The organism is Hymenobacter sp. M1-2 (assembly GCF_057808495.1).
In genome coordinates, this window is record NZ_JBTYZO010000016.1 from 101210 (window position 1) to 117092 (window position 15883).

Annotated in this window: 10 protein-coding genes; 6 read left to right on the forward strand and 4 right to left on the reverse strand. The window is 59.3% G+C overall.

Going from position 1 to position 15883, the window contains the following annotated elements:
* Positions 1 to 187 precede the first annotated feature (187 nt).
* The 5 genes from ACYSMN_RS16275 to ACYSMN_RS16295 all read left to right on the forward strand — a co-directional run bounded on the left by ACYSMN_RS16275 (position 188) and on the right by ACYSMN_RS16295 (position 6982).
* The gene (locus ACYSMN_RS16275; RefSeq protein ID WP_488924967.1) at positions 188 to 2758 is read left to right on the forward strand and encodes a TonB-dependent receptor domain-containing protein; all 2571 of its coding nucleotides are present in this window, start codon (positions 188 to 190) and stop codon (positions 2756 to 2758) included.
* Between the two features lie 126 nt (positions 2759 to 2884).
* On the forward strand, positions 2885 to 4174 hold the full coding sequence (locus tag ACYSMN_RS16280) for a PepSY-associated TM helix domain-containing protein (RefSeq protein ID WP_488924968.1): 1290 nt from the start codon (positions 2885 to 2887) through the stop codon (positions 4172 to 4174).
* A 226-nt stretch (positions 4175 to 4400) separates the two neighbouring features.
* Positions 4401 to 5423 carry a bile acid:sodium symporter family protein gene (locus tag ACYSMN_RS16285; RefSeq protein ID WP_488924969.1) on the forward strand — a complete coding sequence of 341 codons (1023 nt, stop codon included), beginning with the start codon at positions 4401 to 4403 and terminating at the stop codon, positions 5421 to 5423.
* A gap of 317 nt (positions 5424 to 5740) precedes the next feature.
* The gene (locus ACYSMN_RS16290; protein ID WP_488924970.1) at positions 5741 to 6466 is read left to right on the forward strand and encodes an SIMPL domain-containing protein; all 726 of its coding nucleotides are present in this window, start codon (positions 5741 to 5743) and stop codon (positions 6464 to 6466) included.
* Positions 6467 to 6532: 66 nt separating this feature from the next.
* A complete protein-coding gene (locus ACYSMN_RS16295) occupies positions 6533 to 6982 on the forward strand; it encodes an ankyrin repeat domain-containing protein (RefSeq protein WP_488924971.1) in 450 nt (149 codons plus the stop codon).
* A gap of 198 nt (positions 6983 to 7180) precedes the next feature.
* Here ACYSMN_RS16295 and ACYSMN_RS16300 read toward each other — a convergent pair whose 3' ends face one another.
* The 3 genes from ACYSMN_RS16300 to ACYSMN_RS16310 form a co-directional block, all read right to left on the reverse strand.
* On the reverse strand, positions 7181 to 8173 hold the full coding sequence (locus tag ACYSMN_RS16300) for a Brp/Blh family beta-carotene 15,15'-dioxygenase (RefSeq protein ID WP_488924972.1): 993 nt from the start codon (positions 8171 to 8173) through the stop codon (positions 7181 to 7183).
* A 187-nt stretch (positions 8174 to 8360) separates the two neighbouring features.
* Positions 8361 to 9134: a bacteriorhodopsin gene (locus ACYSMN_RS16305; RefSeq protein ID WP_488924973.1), complete on the reverse strand. Its 774-nt coding sequence runs from the start codon at positions 9132 to 9134 to the stop codon at positions 8361 to 8363.
* A 432-nt stretch (positions 9135 to 9566) separates the two neighbouring features.
* Positions 9567 to 12191, reverse strand: a complete 2625-nt coding sequence (locus ACYSMN_RS16310; RefSeq protein ID WP_488924974.1) for an MGH1-like glycoside hydrolase domain-containing protein — start codon at positions 12189 to 12191, stop codon at positions 9567 to 9569.
* Between the two features lie 212 nt (positions 12192 to 12403).
* Here ACYSMN_RS16310 and ACYSMN_RS16315 point away from each other — a divergent pair, with 212 nt between their 5' ends.
* The gene (locus ACYSMN_RS16315; RefSeq protein WP_488924975.1) at positions 12404 to 12958 is read left to right on the forward strand and encodes a hypothetical protein; all 555 of its coding nucleotides are present in this window, start codon (positions 12404 to 12406) and stop codon (positions 12956 to 12958) included.
* Between the two features lie 460 nt (positions 12959 to 13418).
* On the opposite strand, the gene ACYSMN_RS16320 is transcribed toward ACYSMN_RS16315, so the two are convergent.
* Positions 13419 to 15875: a M1 family aminopeptidase gene (locus tag ACYSMN_RS16320; protein WP_488924976.1), complete on the reverse strand. Its 2457-nt coding sequence runs from the start codon at positions 15873 to 15875 to the stop codon at positions 13419 to 13421.
* Positions 15876 to 15883: the final 8 nt, after the last annotated feature.

Consider the following 15883-nt stretch of genomic DNA (forward strand, 5'->3'; position numbering starts at 1 on the left):
ATGACAACTGCCATGAAAGCCCGGCAATGCCGGGCTTTTTTGTGCACTATGATTTCATTCCTATTGAAAGTCAGAGGAAAATGGGGCTTATGTAGAATTTTTCTAGCTAGCTATTTTGAATCTATCCAAATAGACCCGTGCTTTGCGTTGTTTTTAATGGTTCTAAACAAGCCAAAGCATCTGCTCTATGCCTCGACCTCTCTCTCTGCTACTTTCCGTATTACTTGCTGGTTCTGTTCAGACGCCTCTGTTGGCTGCAACCAACGACGGCTTTGGCTTACACGAACCTTCTACCGGCGCTGACGATCCAGCCCGCCGCGGCTGGCTAACAAGCCGCGTAACGAACAGCAACGGGCAGCCAGTAGAAGGAGTATCGGTAGCGCTGAAAGGCACTTCGTACGGCGCCAGCACGGGCACCGATGGCAGCTTCCGGCTAGCTGCGCAAGCGGGTTCTTACCAACTGGTAGTGAGCAGCATTGGCTACGCTACGCAGGAACTGGCCGTGACCGTAACGGGCGGCGAAACCACCGCGCTGCCGGTTTTCACGCTGGCCGTTAGCAACCAGCAGCTTTCGGAAGTAACCGTGACGGGCGCTAAATCGCTCAACCAGCGAGCAGTGAATGTGGGTAAGTTGCCCGTCGCTACTCTCGACCTGCCGCAGAGCGCCGTAACAGTGGAGCGTCAGGTGCTGGAGCAACAGCAAGTACTGCGCCTCAGCGATGCCCTCGTGAACGTGAGTGGCCTGTACGTGACCAGCACTACCGGCGGCACGCAGGAAGAGCTGGGCAGCCGTGGTTTTGCCTACGGCTCGAACAATACCTTCAAGAATGGCGTGCGCTTTAATAATGGCGTGATGCCGGAAGCCAGCTCACTGGAGCGGCTGGAGGTGCTGAAAGGCAGCGCGGCCATCTTGTACGGCAACGTAGCAGCCGGCGGCGTGCTCAACCTCGTAACCAAGAAGCCGCAGTTTGCGCGGGGCGGCTCGGTGGGTTTGCGCGTGGGCAGCTTCGGCCTGTGGAAACCAATATTCGACGTGTACGGCGGCGTGGGCCAGAGCGAGAAAGTGGCTTTCCGCCTGAACGGCACTTACGAAAACGCCAAGAGCTTCCGCGACGAAGTGGAGTCCAACCGCGTGTACGTAAATCCCTCCCTCCTCTTCGAGCTGACGCCCAAAACCACCCTGGTGCTGGAAGGCGACTACCTGCGCGATAACCGCACGCCCGACTTTGGCGTGGGCTCTATCGACTATCAGGTTCAGGAATCCCGCACGCGCTTTTTGAATGTGCCTGGCGCTAATTACGCTACCAACCAGACCAGCACCACGGCCACGCTCACCTCGCGCCTCAATGATGTGTGGCAAATCCGGGCGGTAGGTGGTTTCCAGCGCTACGACAACGAGCAGCGCAGTGCCACGCGCCCAGTGGGTATTCTCACGCCCGGCCCCACGTACGGCAACTTGGTGAGAGGCCTACAGCGTACCGAAATAGCCGAAAACTACTTCCTTGGACAGCTTGATCTTACGGGCACGTTCCGAACGGGCTTTTTAGGCCACACCTTGCTGGTAGGTGCCGATGCCGACCAATACCAAACCAACACGACAGCCTACACCAATCCCGCTGCCACTGACCCCACCAAAGCCGTATCGACCTACGACATCATTAGTCTGCTGGATCGTGACAAGACCATTGCCCAGCCCGCCGAGCGGCTGTCTGGCTTCGACGACTTGGTGCGCAACACGCTAACCAAAGGCAATACTCGTCGGGCTGGCTTCTACGTGCAGGATTTGCTGAGCGTGAGCGAGAAAGTGAAAGTGCTGGCCGGCCTGCGCTGGAGCTACCAGGAAACGCCTAGCGACGTGTATTACTACAATACTGTCGCCAACACGACCAACAAGACGGCCAACACCTACGTGGAAAACCGCCGCTACGACAACGCCTTCTCGCCGCGCCTGGGCCTGGTGTACCAGCCGGTGAAGACGATGGCCCTGTTTGCCTCGTACTCCAACTCCTTCACGCCGCAGGCCAATACCGTCACCGACAACCAGGGCAACGGCCTGCCGCCGTCCCTCATCGACCAGTATGAGGTTGGCATCAAGAATGACCTGTTCAAAGGCGCTTTGTCGGCTAACGTAACGGCGTACCGCATCGTGAACAGCAACCAGACGCAGGTGATCCAGCAGTTCATCAACGGCGACCCGAACAACGCCAACCCAAACTTCAACCCGAACCTGCCAAACGCCCAGGAAATGGCGGGTCAGGTGACCAGCAAAGGCGTGGAAGTGGACGTGCAAAGCAAGCCGATGATGGGTTGGTCGGTGATTACGGGCTACAGTTACAACAACACGGCTTACACTCGCAGCAACCTCTACGAAAACGGCAGCCGCATCCGCTACAACCCGGCGCATACGGCCAACCTGAGCCTGTTCTACAACTTCGGCAGTGCCTTCGGGGAAAGCACCTTCCTGCGCGGCCTTACGGCCGGCATCACGACCTACTACGTGGGCGATAAGCTGGCGGGCCGCAACCCGCGCATCCTCTACGACAAGGATGGCCAGCGCATCAACGACGTCAACAAGTTTATTACCATTCCCGATTACGTGCTCTTCGATGCCTCGCTGGGCTACACCTACGAGCGGTTTTCGGTGCGCGTGAAGCTGGCTAACATCTTGGATGAGCTGAGCTACAACATGCACGACGACAACAGCGTGAACCCCATTGCGCCGCGCAACTTCTCGGCCTCGCTGGGCTACAAACTATAACATACTTGAGTGAAGAAAGAACTGAGTGAGTGAAAGTGCAGAAGACCCGGACTTAGCTAGCTGCAACTGGCAACCGTCCGGGTTTTTTGCCTGCGCTTCACCTTTCTTCTCTTTTTTCCGCAGTCCATGAAAATCTTCTTCCGCAACATTCACCTGTATCTGAGCCTGGTTTCGGGGCTGGTTATTGCCGTGGTGTGTTTTACAGGCGGCGTACTCGTGTTCGAGAAAGAACTGGAGCAAGCCTGGCACCCGGAGCGCTACTTCCTGACGCCAGCTTCTACGCCGCGCTTGCCTCTGGCCCGGCTCACCGAAGCCGTACGCGCCTACAAGCCCAAGGCGACTATCACGGGCGTAAAAGTGTACGCCGACCCCGCCCGCACCGTGGAAATCAGCCTGGCCGGAGCACCCCAGGGCGGCCCCAAAGGCGACGGAGCCGAAGGCAAGAGCCGCAACGAAACCCGGCCCGAAACGGCTGGCGGGCAGAAAGCTGAGGGCCAGAACCAGCCCGGCGGCAAGACTGGCGAGAGCAAAGCGGGCGAAGGCAAGGGCGGTAAAGGCGGTGGCGAAGGCGGCGGACCGAAAGTTTTCGTGAACCCTTACAACGCCGCCGTTACGGGCGAGCTGAACTACCGCGAAACGTTCTTCTTCACGATGATGGCCGTGCACCGCGGCATGGTAGGCGGCCCCGTTGGTAAGCTCGTAGTAGGCGTGAGCACACTCATGTTTCTGTTCATCATCGGGACGGGACTGGTGCTATGGTGGCCGGCCACGCGCAACATCGTGCGGCAGCGGCTGACGGTGAAGTGGAGCGGCGGCTGGAAACGCCTCAACCACGACTTGCACATCACGCTAGGCTTCTACTCGGCGCTGTTTCTGTTCGTGTTTGCCTTTACGGGCCTGGCGTGGTCGTTTGAGTGGTTCAACAAAGGCATCTACGCCGTCACGAACTCGCCCATGCAGCGGCCCGAGCCACCGAAGTCGGAGCTGTCGGCGGCAACTGCCGAACCAACCGTAGCCCTTACGCCCGATGCAGCGCTGGCGCTGGCCCGCCAGCAAGCGCCCCGCGCCGAATACTACTCGCTGCAACTGCCCAAAGACGCCACTGGCAGCATCAAAGTGGCGACGCTGCGGCCCCACGCGGCCTACGAAAACGCCACCGACGAAGTGTACCTCGACCAGTATTCTGGGCGCGTTATCAGTGAGCAAACTTACGAGCAGCGCAACCTGGGCCAGCGCGTGCGAGGCATGTTTAAGCCGGTGCATACGGGCGCCATTTTCGGCTGGCCTTCCAAAATCATCGGCCTCGTGGTGTGTTTGCTGGGCTTCACCTTCCCCATTACGGGTACTATTATGTGGCTGAATCGCCTGAAGAAGGCCCGCAAGAAACAACGCAAGCTGTTCACGGCCAACGCATAAGCTCTTACAATTCTTTGGTAGCTGAAGGACTTGCTCTCTTCACTCCCTAGCTCCGGGCTTCAGCCCTGGGAAATCTGAACGAGCTGGCCCGGCGTCCCAGGGTTGAAACCCTGGGCTATGGAACGGTGCATACAGCTGCTGACCCATTAACCCCAATGGAGCAGCAGCCGTAGAATTCCGAAAGCGTCAGGCTACTTCCGGCCTGGCGCTTTTATTTTGCTGCCCTATGCTGCCACCCGCTCCACCCGCGCCTGAAAACCAACTCACCGCCCTGCTTCGCCGCGCGGGCCTGCTCGATTGGTTTCTGCTGGGGCTAGGCGGCGTGGTGGGGTTGGCTTACCTCGTGCCGGGACTAGGAAGCAAGGCCAGCCCCGTGCCGTGGAAGCTGTTCACGACGGGCGGCGTGGCGCTTATCTTCTTCTTCTATGGTCTGCGGCTGAGCGCGGAAAAGCTGCGGGCGGGCATGCGCAACTGGCAGCTACACGTGGTGGTGCAGTTGGTTACGTTCGTGGCTTTTCCGCTGCTGGCGCTGGCGGCGCGGCCTTTTTTCGGGAGTGAAAAAGCCGATTTGCTGTGGCAAAGCATCTTCTTTCTCTGCACGCTGCCGAGCACGGTTTCGACGTCGGTGGTGATGGTAAGCATAGCGGGCGGCAACCTGCCGGCGGCCATTTTCAACGCCAGCATCAGCAGCCTCATCGGCATCGTGCTCACGCCGGTCTGGACCAGCCTTATTCTGCACACGGGCACTGGGGGCGGCCACCTCTGGCGTCTTGCCCTCGACCTCACTTGGCAGGTGGTGCTGCCTGTGGTGGCGGGCGTGCTGCTCAATGCCCGCTTCGGCAGTTTCGCCGAGCGGCACCGCCAGGCCCTGCGCACCTTCGATCAGGTTATCATTCTGCTCATTGTCTTCACCTCATTCTGCGAGTCCTTCGCGCAGGGCGTGTTTCGCAGTTACGGTCCCGCCGATGTCCTGCTGCTAGGCTTGGGCATGGTGGCGCTGTACTTCCTGATATTCGGGGCGGTGTGGAGCCTGAGCGGGGTGCTGGGTTTTTCCCGCGAAGACCAGATAGTGGCGCTGTTCTGCGGTTCCAAGAAGTCCTTGGTGCACGGCAGCGTAATGGCCAGCCTGCTGTTTCCAGCTACCGCCGCTACGGGCGCGCTGCTCTTGCCGCTCATGCTCTACCACGCCTTGCAAATCATTCTGGCCAGCATCATGGCCCAGCGCATGGGCCGGGCAGTGGCGGCGTAAGCTCGGCCGCTCCCATCTGCCCGCTTTTTCGCGGACTGATGAGTCGAAGAGCGGGCCGTCAGAAACGTTGATGAGCGGGAGCAGACGGCCCGGTTTGGCTTAAAATCTCCTCCTGAGGCGGCCAACCGGCATACTTACCCAACTACCACGGTAGGCTTGGCAGCTTGATGGGTTTCTGCTACTACAACATCAGCCTGCGGCGACCGGTCAGCTGGCGAAAAAGCCAGCTGACCGGCGGAATGAACCGTTTTACTTATCAGGACATAGCAATACTTCCATGCGGCGCGGCGTTAAGGAGGCGAACCAACTTCTCCTCTATGCGCCTCACTTCTGCCCTCCCCCTCGTGCTGCTGCTGGCTGGCGGCTGCCAATCTGCTACGGCTCCTTCTACCACCGCGCCGCATCAGGTGAAGGCTCTGGGCTACGGTAGCGTAACCAGCTACCCCGATTACGCCGAAATTTCGGTGGAAGTCTCCTTCACCAAGCCCAAGCTCAAAGAGGCCGTTGCCGAAGTGCAAGGCGTAGTGGATGAAGTGCTTAAACTCTCCAAATCCTACACCCGCACGCCGCAGGATGTGCGCCTGAGCAACGTGTCGGCCAACAAGGAATACGTATACCTACGCAACGACCAGCAAAAATTCGTCGGCTTTAACTCGGCGCAGTCCGTGACGGTGAAGATTACTGACCTCAGCAAGCTGGAGCTATACATGGAGGCGCTGCTCGCCACGCGCATCAGCCGCATCAAGCAAATCAACTACTCCCACACCCGCGCCGATAGCCTACAGCGCGAAGCCAGCGTAATGGCGCTGCAAGACGCGCTGCACACCGTGGACAAGATGTGTGTGGCTATGAAGGCTAAGCGCGGCGCGGTGCTCGAAGCCACCAACTACCAGGAGCTGAGTGGGGCGCGGGACTACCACGGCTGGGAGCCGCAGCAGGAGATGGAGCTGTACGGTAAGGGCTTCGGCGGCCGGGGCTTCAAATTGTCGCCGGAGTTGTTGCGCTACTCGGCTACCACGCACGTAATTGCGGCTATCGAATAGTGCATTTATGGCGGATTTTGACTTATTTTTGGAAGCGTTTTTTGCTCCAATTTTCAAATTCCCGGTATGAAAAAACTTCTTCTCCTTTTTGCCTTATTTCTAGGAGTTTCCACTGCCACCCACGCCCAGACGCCCACTCAAAAAGTATACGCGGCCGTCATCAAAAACCAGGCTACCGTAGTCGATGGCCTGCTTGCTGCGGGGGCCGACGTGAATGCTCCCGTGGAAATGATGCCCGGCTTCCCTACCACTTTTCTTATTCTCGCCGCGGGAAACGGCCACCTGGAACTGGTGAAAACCTTGGTAAAGCATAAGGCTCAAATTGATAAGACCGATTCCTTCAATGCCACCGCGCTGATGGCCGCCGCCACCAACGGTAGCCTCGAGGTAGTAGCGTTTCTGCTCGCCAGCGGCGCCAACCCCAAAGCCAAGGACAACGACGGCAAAGACGTGCTGGCAAGTGCCAAGGAGGGGGGCAACGCCGAAGTAATCAAGCTGATCAAGAGCAAGATTTAACCATCGAGCCCCTACAAAAAACGGCCTGGCAAATTACCAGGCCGTTTTTTGTAGGGGCTCGATGGAGACATGAGACAGTGAGATATGAGAAGTGAGACTATTTTGCGGTTGTCAGATTCTTATATAACGCCTGGTGCGATTAGAATTGCTTCCTCACTTAGACCATCAGGTGCAAGGAGGCTCGGACTGGTTCAGTAGTTAGCGCCGGAGCCACTGCGGCGCGTCCATTACCAGCGTCACGAGCAGGGCGTGGGGCAGCGTCACGATGGAGGCCACTACCAGGGCCAAGCTAAACCAGGCGGCCTCGTTGGGTAGGCGGGCAGCTAGTACGTACCCCAGCAACAGCAAGGCTACGCAGCTCACAAGCAGCAGTGGGGCTGCCCGACGCAGGAAAAACCATAGCTGCGGCAGCAAGTCGGGTTGGATGGCTCGGTTTCTAGCGGCAGTATAGCCCAGCCAGCCGTTCAGCCGTAATACGTGCTGCAAACTGTGCCAGAACACGAAGTACACCCCCAATGCCAGGCGCGGTGGCAATACCACGAACATAGCCGTCAGTAGCAGCACCTCCGCCGCTTCCGCCAGCACTAGCTGCCACTCACGCCGCACGGCATACAGGCCCCACAGCCCTAGCTGCCCACCCACGACCAGCCAGCCTAAAGCAGTGGCCGCGCTGGTGAACACGGCGGCCGACACAGCAACCGCCCCGGCAAATGCCAGTAGCTCATTGATGATAGCAGCTGTTTCGCGGGGCCACCACCAGGCTGGTACCGCAAACACCAGCAGCCCCCGCAGCAAGCTTTGCCACAACCACCACCCAACCGACGGCACCTGTGAAACGGCGGGCGCATCGGCTGAGCCCCAGTGCCAGATCGTGAGCAGAAAAAAGCTGGCCACGGTAGCTGCCGGCCACAGCCACCATAGCACACCTACCACGGCGGCCAGTCCCAAATAACTGAGCAGAAAGTGCAGCCAGTATCGCCAGCCACGCGGCGCCGTGCCGCTCAACGTGGGGCTAGCTGGCACCACTAGTTGGTCGCAGGCGCCGTGGGCTACGCCTAGCACCACCATGCCCACGGCCAGCGGTGGCCAGAGCACCGCTCCAGCTGCCGCCGGAAAAGCCAGGCCCAAACCCGTAGCAGCCAGCAAAGCAGCGTAGGAATATCGCCGCTGAGACCAGGTGGGTATAGTCATGATATGGACATTGGAGTAGCGGAAAAACGGGTGTGGCTAGTACAAGCCGTTGCACAGGCAATGTAGTGTGCAACGGCTTGTAAGTAGTTGGCGCCGGCCGATTGAGTGAGTTGCCTGAAGCAGAGTCAGCGGTGAACTTTGCCCCTGGTGGCCGGCTACCAGAACAGGCGGAGCCGTTCAGCTATGCCTATACGACAGAAGCTGCCCCCACGGGTGCCACTTTCACCACCGATTCGCTGCGGGCGATGCCGTAAACAACCAGCCCAAACCCAATCTTGTTGATGGCGTCGCCGATGTTATAGATTAGGTCGAGGTCGTGCGGGCGGAGCAGGCCGGCGCCGTCGGGCCCGAGCCAGCCGCCGGGCATAGCCATGTAGCCAATGGGATAGATGGCCCAGCCCACGAGCACGAACCACGCCAAGGCCCGCACCCCTTTCTGCACCGCCACCGATTCGGAAGCCGCCGCGAGCTTCGCCACTTCGCCCATCCAGGCAGAGTACAGAATGTAGAGGTAGCCCAGCGTAGAGAGAGAACCCCACAATACCGAGTGGCGCATGGAGCCATCGGTGAAGGCTTCGCCGATGTAGCCGAAGACGAGCATGATGACGGCCGCAACAATGAGCTTGTAGAGCAAAGCCGTTTTGGCTCCCGCCGCGCGCACCAGTAAGTAGAATTCCACTACCATCAGCGGCACGGTCAGCGTCCAGTCGATGTAGCGCAGGGCGATGGCAGTTTCTTTGGTGCTCACGTAGTAGTCGCGCATGTAGTAGTAATGCACGGCCGCAATGCCCGTAATCAGCCCAGAAATCAACAAAGACGTTTTCCATTTGTCGGCAACGGTGCCGCGCTCAAATAGAAAAAACACGGCCGCCGCAAACATGGCCATGTACCCCGTGAAGAAAGTGAAAGCCACCGGATCATCGACCGGAATCTGCATGACATCAAGTACCAAGGTTTTCATGAGAAAAAATGGTTGAGGTTGAAGTGTACAGTATCAATTTTCACCTATGTATTAATGTTTAACTTATCGTTATCAAAAGTTAAACAAAGAGCGAGTTCTTACACCGCTCAGCTATCTAGGGATAAGACAATTTTGCTCATAATCGGTCACTACAGCCTCATCAAGCCATTTCACAAATAGTGAGTGAACACTCACCAATTTATTCTCAATTATCACATTTAACGAGCAGATCATCTACCTATAGACCTCTGCACTGAGGAGCAACCCGCTGCTCAAAGTCTAAACTTTGAAGCCTAAGTCAGCCCTGACTTTCTTAGCAAAGAGATGGCCGGAGAAAAAACCAGAATGGCTTCACTCCGGCACCAGCCAGGGCAAAGCCATTCTCACTCAATCCAGAATTTTTGTGGTGGCCGTAATGTCTGGGCCTTGCGCCTATTCTTGCATGGTGAGTAGGCGCACGATGAGGCCAGTCCAGCCGGTTTGGTGGTTGGCGCCGAGGCCGTAGCCAGTGTCGCCGTGGAAGTACTCGTGGAAGAGCAGGTTGTCGCGGAAGTGGGGGTCGTTTTGCAGCAGCTCGTTGTTGCCGAAGGCGGGGCGGCGGCCATTTTCGTCTTTGAGCAGCAGCTTGTTGAGGCGGCCAGCCAGAGCATTGGCTACTTCCTGCAAGTTGAGATGGCGGCCCGAGCCGGTGGGGTATTCCACCTTGAACTTGCCATCGTAGTAGAAATGGAACCGCTGCAACGACTCAATGATGAGGTAGTTGATGGGGAACCAGATGGGCCCGCGCCAGTTGGAATTGCCGCCAAACATGCTCGATTCTGCCTCGCCCGGCACGTACTGCACTTCGAAATCGTTGTCTTCGGTGCTGTACACGTAGGGGTGTTCCAGGTGGTGGCGCGACATGGACCGGATGCCGTACTCGGAGAGAAACTCGGTTTCGTCGAGCATGCGGGCGAGCAGCTGCTTGAGGCGCGAGCGGCGCAGCAGGCCCAGCAAGTGGCGCGCACCTTTGCCGGGTTCTTCCCAGCGGCTTACCAATGGGGCCAGGTGGGGTCGGTTTTCCAGCACCCAGCGGGCCCGCGCCGTGAATTCGGGCAGCGCATCGAGCAAGCCTTCCTCTATCACCTCCACCGCAAACAGTGGAATCAAACCCACGATGGAGCGCACTTTGAGCTTGGTGCGCTCCTCGTCGGGGGTGTGGAGCACGTCGTAGTAGAAGCCGTCTTCCTCGTCCCAGAGGTTGAACAGGCCGTCGCCACCGCGGGTCATGGCATCGGCGATGTAGAGGAAGTGCTCGAAGAATTTGCCGGCCATTTCCTGGTAGATGGGGTTGGTCTGGGCTAGTTCCAGGGCCATGCGCATCATGTTCAGGGCAAACATGGCCATCCAGCTCGTTCCGTCCGACTGCTCAATGAAGCCGCCCGTCGGCAGCGGCGCACTCCTATCGAACACGCCAATATTATCGAGGCCCAGGAAGCCGCCCTCGAAGATGTTCCGCTCGCTCTTGTCTTTGCGGTTCACCCACCACGTAAAGTTGAGGGCCAGCTTGTGGAACACAGTTTCCAGAAACGCCGTGTCGCCCTGGCCTTCGCGCAGCTTCTTGTCCATTTTGTACACGCGCCAGGTGGCCCAGGCATGCACGGGCGGGTTCACGTCGGAGAGGTTCCACTCGTAGGCCGGCAGCTGGCCGTTGGGGTGCAGGTAGGAGTCGCGGCAGAGCAGGCGCAGCTGGCTTTTGGCGAATTCGGCATCCACCATCGCCAGCGGGATGCAGTGGAAAGCCAGGTCCCAGGCCGCGTACCAGGGATATTCCCACTTGTCGGGCATCGAGATAATGTCCTCGTTGTGCAAGTGGCGCCAGTGGCGGTTGCGGCCGTTGCGGCGTTCGGGCGGGGGCGTTAGTACGGCTGGGTCGCCGTCGAGCCACTTCGTGACGTCGTAGTAATAGAACTGTTTGCTCCACAGCATGCCCGCAAAAGCCTGGCGCTGGATGTTGCGGGCGTCGGGGTCGGGCAGGTTTTCCTGAATGCAGTCGTAGAACTCATCGGCATCGGCCCGGCGAGCCGCGAAGATGTGGTCGAAGTCCAGGAATGGAGCTTCCTGCTCGCCGTGGCGCAGTCGCAGCCGCACGGTGGCAGACTGGCCAGGCTGGAGATTGAGGGCGTACTGGGCGGCTACTTTGGTGCCCTCCTGCTCGGCGTTGATAGCCTCTTCGTCGCCGTGCACCACGTAGTCGTTGATGCCGTCTTTGAAGTGGCGGCCCTCGGCGGGCAGGTCATAGAGGCGGGCGCCGTTGGTGTCATTTTCGCAGAACAGCAGCCGGGGGACCTCGTCGCAATAGAGGTAGTACGCGCCTAGCTCGGGGTGCTCGGCGCGCACGGTGCCGGGGGCGGTTTCGCGCAACGTGGGCCGGGTGGTGTGGTGGCTCCAGCTCCAGGTGTTGCGAAACCAGAGCTGCGGCAGCACCTGCACCTTGGCTTTCTTGGGGCCGCGATTGTGCACGGTTATCTGCGCCAGCAGGTCGTCGGGGCCGGCTTTGGCGTATTCGATGAACACGTCGAAGTAGCGGCCTTTGGCGAAGATGCCGGTGTCGAGCAACTCGAATTCGGGGTCTTGGCGGCCGCGGCGGGCGTTTTCTTTTACCAGCTTCTGGTACGGAAAGGCGCGCTGCGGATACTTGTAGAGCATCCGCATGTAGGAGTGCGTGGGCGTGCTGTCGAGGTAGTAATACAGCTCCTTCACGTCTTCGCCGTGGTTGCCCTGGCCGTTGGTGAGGCCGAAGAGGCGTTCCTTCAGAATCTCGTCTTGCCCGTTCCAGAGGGCCAGCCCAAAACAGAGCAGCTGCCGGTCATCGGAGATGCCGCCTATGCCTTCCTCGCCCCAGCGGTAGGCTTTGCTGCGGGCCATGTCGTGGCTGATGTACTCCCAGGCATTGCCTTCGGCGCTGTAGTCTTCGCGCACCGTGCCCCACTGGCGCTCGGTGAGGTAGGGTCCAAATTTCTTCCAAAGAGCTGTTTGCGCGTTGGCTTCCGCTAAGCGTAGTTGTTCTTGCGTCATAAGTAGATTGCTCGTGGGCCTTGCGTACTTGGGTAGCCACGTACGCGCGGGTGGCGGCGCCCGGCGAGGGCGCACAAATCACCTCTTCTCGGAAGGCCCAGTCTCGCTGCACTGAGGTTTGCCGTACTCCATTTTGGGGCCTACGGTTGCTACAGTGGAGGTAAACGGGGACTGGGGGCTACCTTTACGTCCCCTATTCTTACCTCGTGATCATGCACTTCTTTCTTCGTTTGAAACCCTGGGCACTATTCGGTTTAACCTTCGCGGCTCCGCTTGCTGTTCAACTGGCCACCAGCCTTCTATTCTTCGTTCAAACGGCTCATTATCCAATATTCCTGCTTGGGTTTGGTCTGAGTGTGGCTCTCATGGCCGGTGGGCTGTTTGGCTGGCTGTGGGCTTTGGGCACTCGATTGCCTGAAAAGCTTCCGAACCCGGTGTTACTGTCCGTTAACACGCTTCGTGTTGCTCTTGCTGTGCCCGTTGCCTACCTTCTCGCGCTGCTGGGTGTTCTGCTGGGCGGAATGGCTGGTATATCCTTTAGTCCGAAGCTTATCTTTCTGTTCTTGCCCATACACCTGCTGTCGATGCTCGGGATTTTCTACAGCCTTTACTTCGTAGCCCGAGCCCTCAAGAGCGTGGAGCAGCAGCGCCTCGTAAGTGTAAACGAGTTTCTTCCTGAACTCCTCCTGCTCGGCGTTTTTCCAGTTGGCGTTTGGCTGCTTCAGCCGCGAGTCAATCGTCTTTTCTCCTCGCGCGATGCCAATTGACAAGGCTCTTTGACCAAAGAACAGCAGGAACTCTCCTTTTAACGCTTGGTGTGCGTTGGCCTCAGCGGGGCAGTGCGAGCCGCCGAGCGGCCAGAGCAGAGGGTGGTAGAAACACGGCTACACCAGAAGGCCACCGCACCACGGTGGCCCGAAACCAAGCGACCATTTCTGGCACCGCTACGCAGCGCGGGAATCATCCTAGCCTTCTCGTTACAAACCCGTGGCCGCGCTGCGGCCGGAGAGCAGCTCACAATAAGAACAGGACTTGCGCCGCGGGGGTGCTTCCAGCCCCGGCGGGGCGGCATATTAGTAGTACTTCTCGGCAAGCGAAGGAACAAGCCCCGGCGGGACGACACCCAACGATTGGTGTCGCCCCGCCGGGGCTTAGGGGTTACTACTTCAACTGGCTACTACCAATATGCCGCCCCGCCGGGGCTGGAAGCACCCTGTGGCCTCCCTCCTACTTCGCCGCCCCTATTTCCGTTACGGCTTGCTCTACCAGCGTGGTAACCTGCGCGGCATTTGGGCGAGTAGCCTGCTGCTGCTGGATTTGCCGCAACAACTCAATGAGGCGCTTGTCGATGCCGTAGGGCTTGAATCGCACGGCCATCTCCTTGATGCGCGTAATGCCTTGCGTGAGGGCGGCGGGATCGTCGAGGCGGAATAGAAAATCGGCAACACCGGGCATCATCTCGAACCGGTTGCGCGAGTTGGCGGCGTCGTATTTGGTTAGCACCAGCGGCCACTGCGCGGGGCTGCCGGCTTTGCCGTATACTTCTACCATCGCCACGGTCAGGCGCTCTTTGTGGTCGGCCTCGAAAGCCGTGGCGCGGGCCAATGCTTCCTTGGAATCTAGCGGCAGCAGTCCGCGCAAAGCCGCCCCCTGCACCTGGTACGATTTGCTGGCCAACGCCTGCGTGAACAGCTTGGTGTAACGCTTGTCCTGGAGCGTACCGAGCGCCAAGAGGGCCGCCGCCCGCACCTGCACCGACGAATCTTTTTCGGCGAGCTTGGCCAGTACGGGCGCGGCGGCCTTGCGCAAGCTGGCGTTCTTCAGATCGAGCACCTCAATAGCCAAGGTTTGCAAAGCGTCCGACTTATCGGTCAGCCCGGCTACGAGGGTTTTCTGGGCCAGTGGGTTGGTCATTTGTTCCTGGGCAGCCGTTAAGGCTTCGCGCCGGTCGAGGTAGCGCGGGGCGCGGCGGTATTGGTAGGCGTATTCGGCGAGGGGCTTGTTATCTTTCTTCTGCCACACCAGCGTTTTCTCGGCGTCCACGTTCACCAGGTCGGGTTTGGTGGCTGCCGGGAAGTACAGCGTATCCACGGCGTGGCGCAGGGTGGCCGGATAGCGCTGGACCCGGCTCCCGGCGTAAATATCCACCGTGAGCGGCAACACGAACGGAATGCCGGCCTGGGTTTGGCGCACCACTACGGCCTGCCGCTTGCGGGCCGCGTCCCACTGGTAATCAATCGTGACGACGGGCTGGCCGGCGCCGTAGTACCACTGGTTGAAAAACCAGTTCAGGTCCTGGCCCGACGCTTCTTCCAGCGCCAGGCGCAGTTGCTGGGCTTCGCCCGTTCCGAAGGCATTCTGCGTCAAGTAGCCTTTCAGGCCCCGGAAAAACACCTCTTCGCCGAGGTAGCTGCGCAGCATATTTAAGATGCTGCCACCCTTCTGGTAGCTCACGGCGTCGAACATGTCCTCTTTATCGGAATACTGGAAACGCACCAGCGGCTTGGTGTGGTTTTCGGGGTCGCGCAGGTAGTTGCGCAGGCTCCGGTCGGCCTGGGCGGCACCGGCGTCGGGGCCGTATTCGTGCTCGGCCCAAATCACCTCGCTGAAGTTGGCGAAGGACTCGTTCACGGTCAGGTTGCTCCAGCTTTCCGCCGTCACGTAGTCGCCGAACCAGTGGTGGAACAGTTCGTGGGCTATTTCGCGCTCCACGCCGGCGTATTCCCAGTCGAGCAGCTCCCGACTCGTGCCCTGGGCTTGTTCGCCAAACAGGGAAGCGGTGGTGTTTTCCATGGCCCCGGCCACGTAGTCGTGCACCACCACCTGGGCGTATTTCTCCCAGGGAAAGTTCACGCCCAGGCGCTGCGAAAAGAACTCCAGCATCTGGGGCGTCTTGCCGAAAATCTGCCGGGCCTGGGCTGCGTACCGGGGTTCGAGGTAGTAGCTCACTTCCTTGCCGCGCCAGGTGTCTTTGGTGATGCGGAAGTCGCCGACGGTCAGCATGAACAGATAGGGCGCATGGGGCTGGTCCATCTTCCAGGTGTCGGTGCGCAGGCCCGGCCCGGCTGGCATCTGCCCGGTCAGCTTCCCGTTGCTCAGCGTCACGTACTTGGCTGGTACGGTGAGGCTGATTTCGGAAGTGGATTTCTGGTTGGGCTTGTCGATGGTCGGAAACCAGGCGGAGTTGGACTCGGTTTCGCCCTGCGTCCAGATCTGCACGGGCTTGCCCGCTACGGCACTATCGGGGTTGATGAAGTACAGCCCTTTCGCGTCGCCGATGGCCACGCTGCCCTTTACCTTCAGCTCGTCGGGTTTGGCAGTGTACTCGATATAGATAGTGTACGCCTCGCCAGCCGGCACCTTCCGCCCGAGTCGGATGAGCAATTGCTGCTGGTTGTAGTCGTACTTGAGCGGCTGCGGCGTAGTGCCTTGCAACAGCCCTACCGCCTTAATATCCATGCCTTGGGCATCGAGCCGCAAAGAATCGGTGGCGTAGCCGTGAGGCTTGAGTGTCAGCCATTCCTTGCCGTAGACATGGCGCTTGGCGTAGTCGAAGCGCAAATCCAGCTTGGTATGCACCAGATTGTTGACTTTGCGGGGCGTGTTGCGGTAGGTGGTGGCGGGTTGTTGGGCGACGGCCGGGGTGGTGAGGGCCAGGCCGAGGAGCAGGGAAAGGTTTCGCATAGCGCACA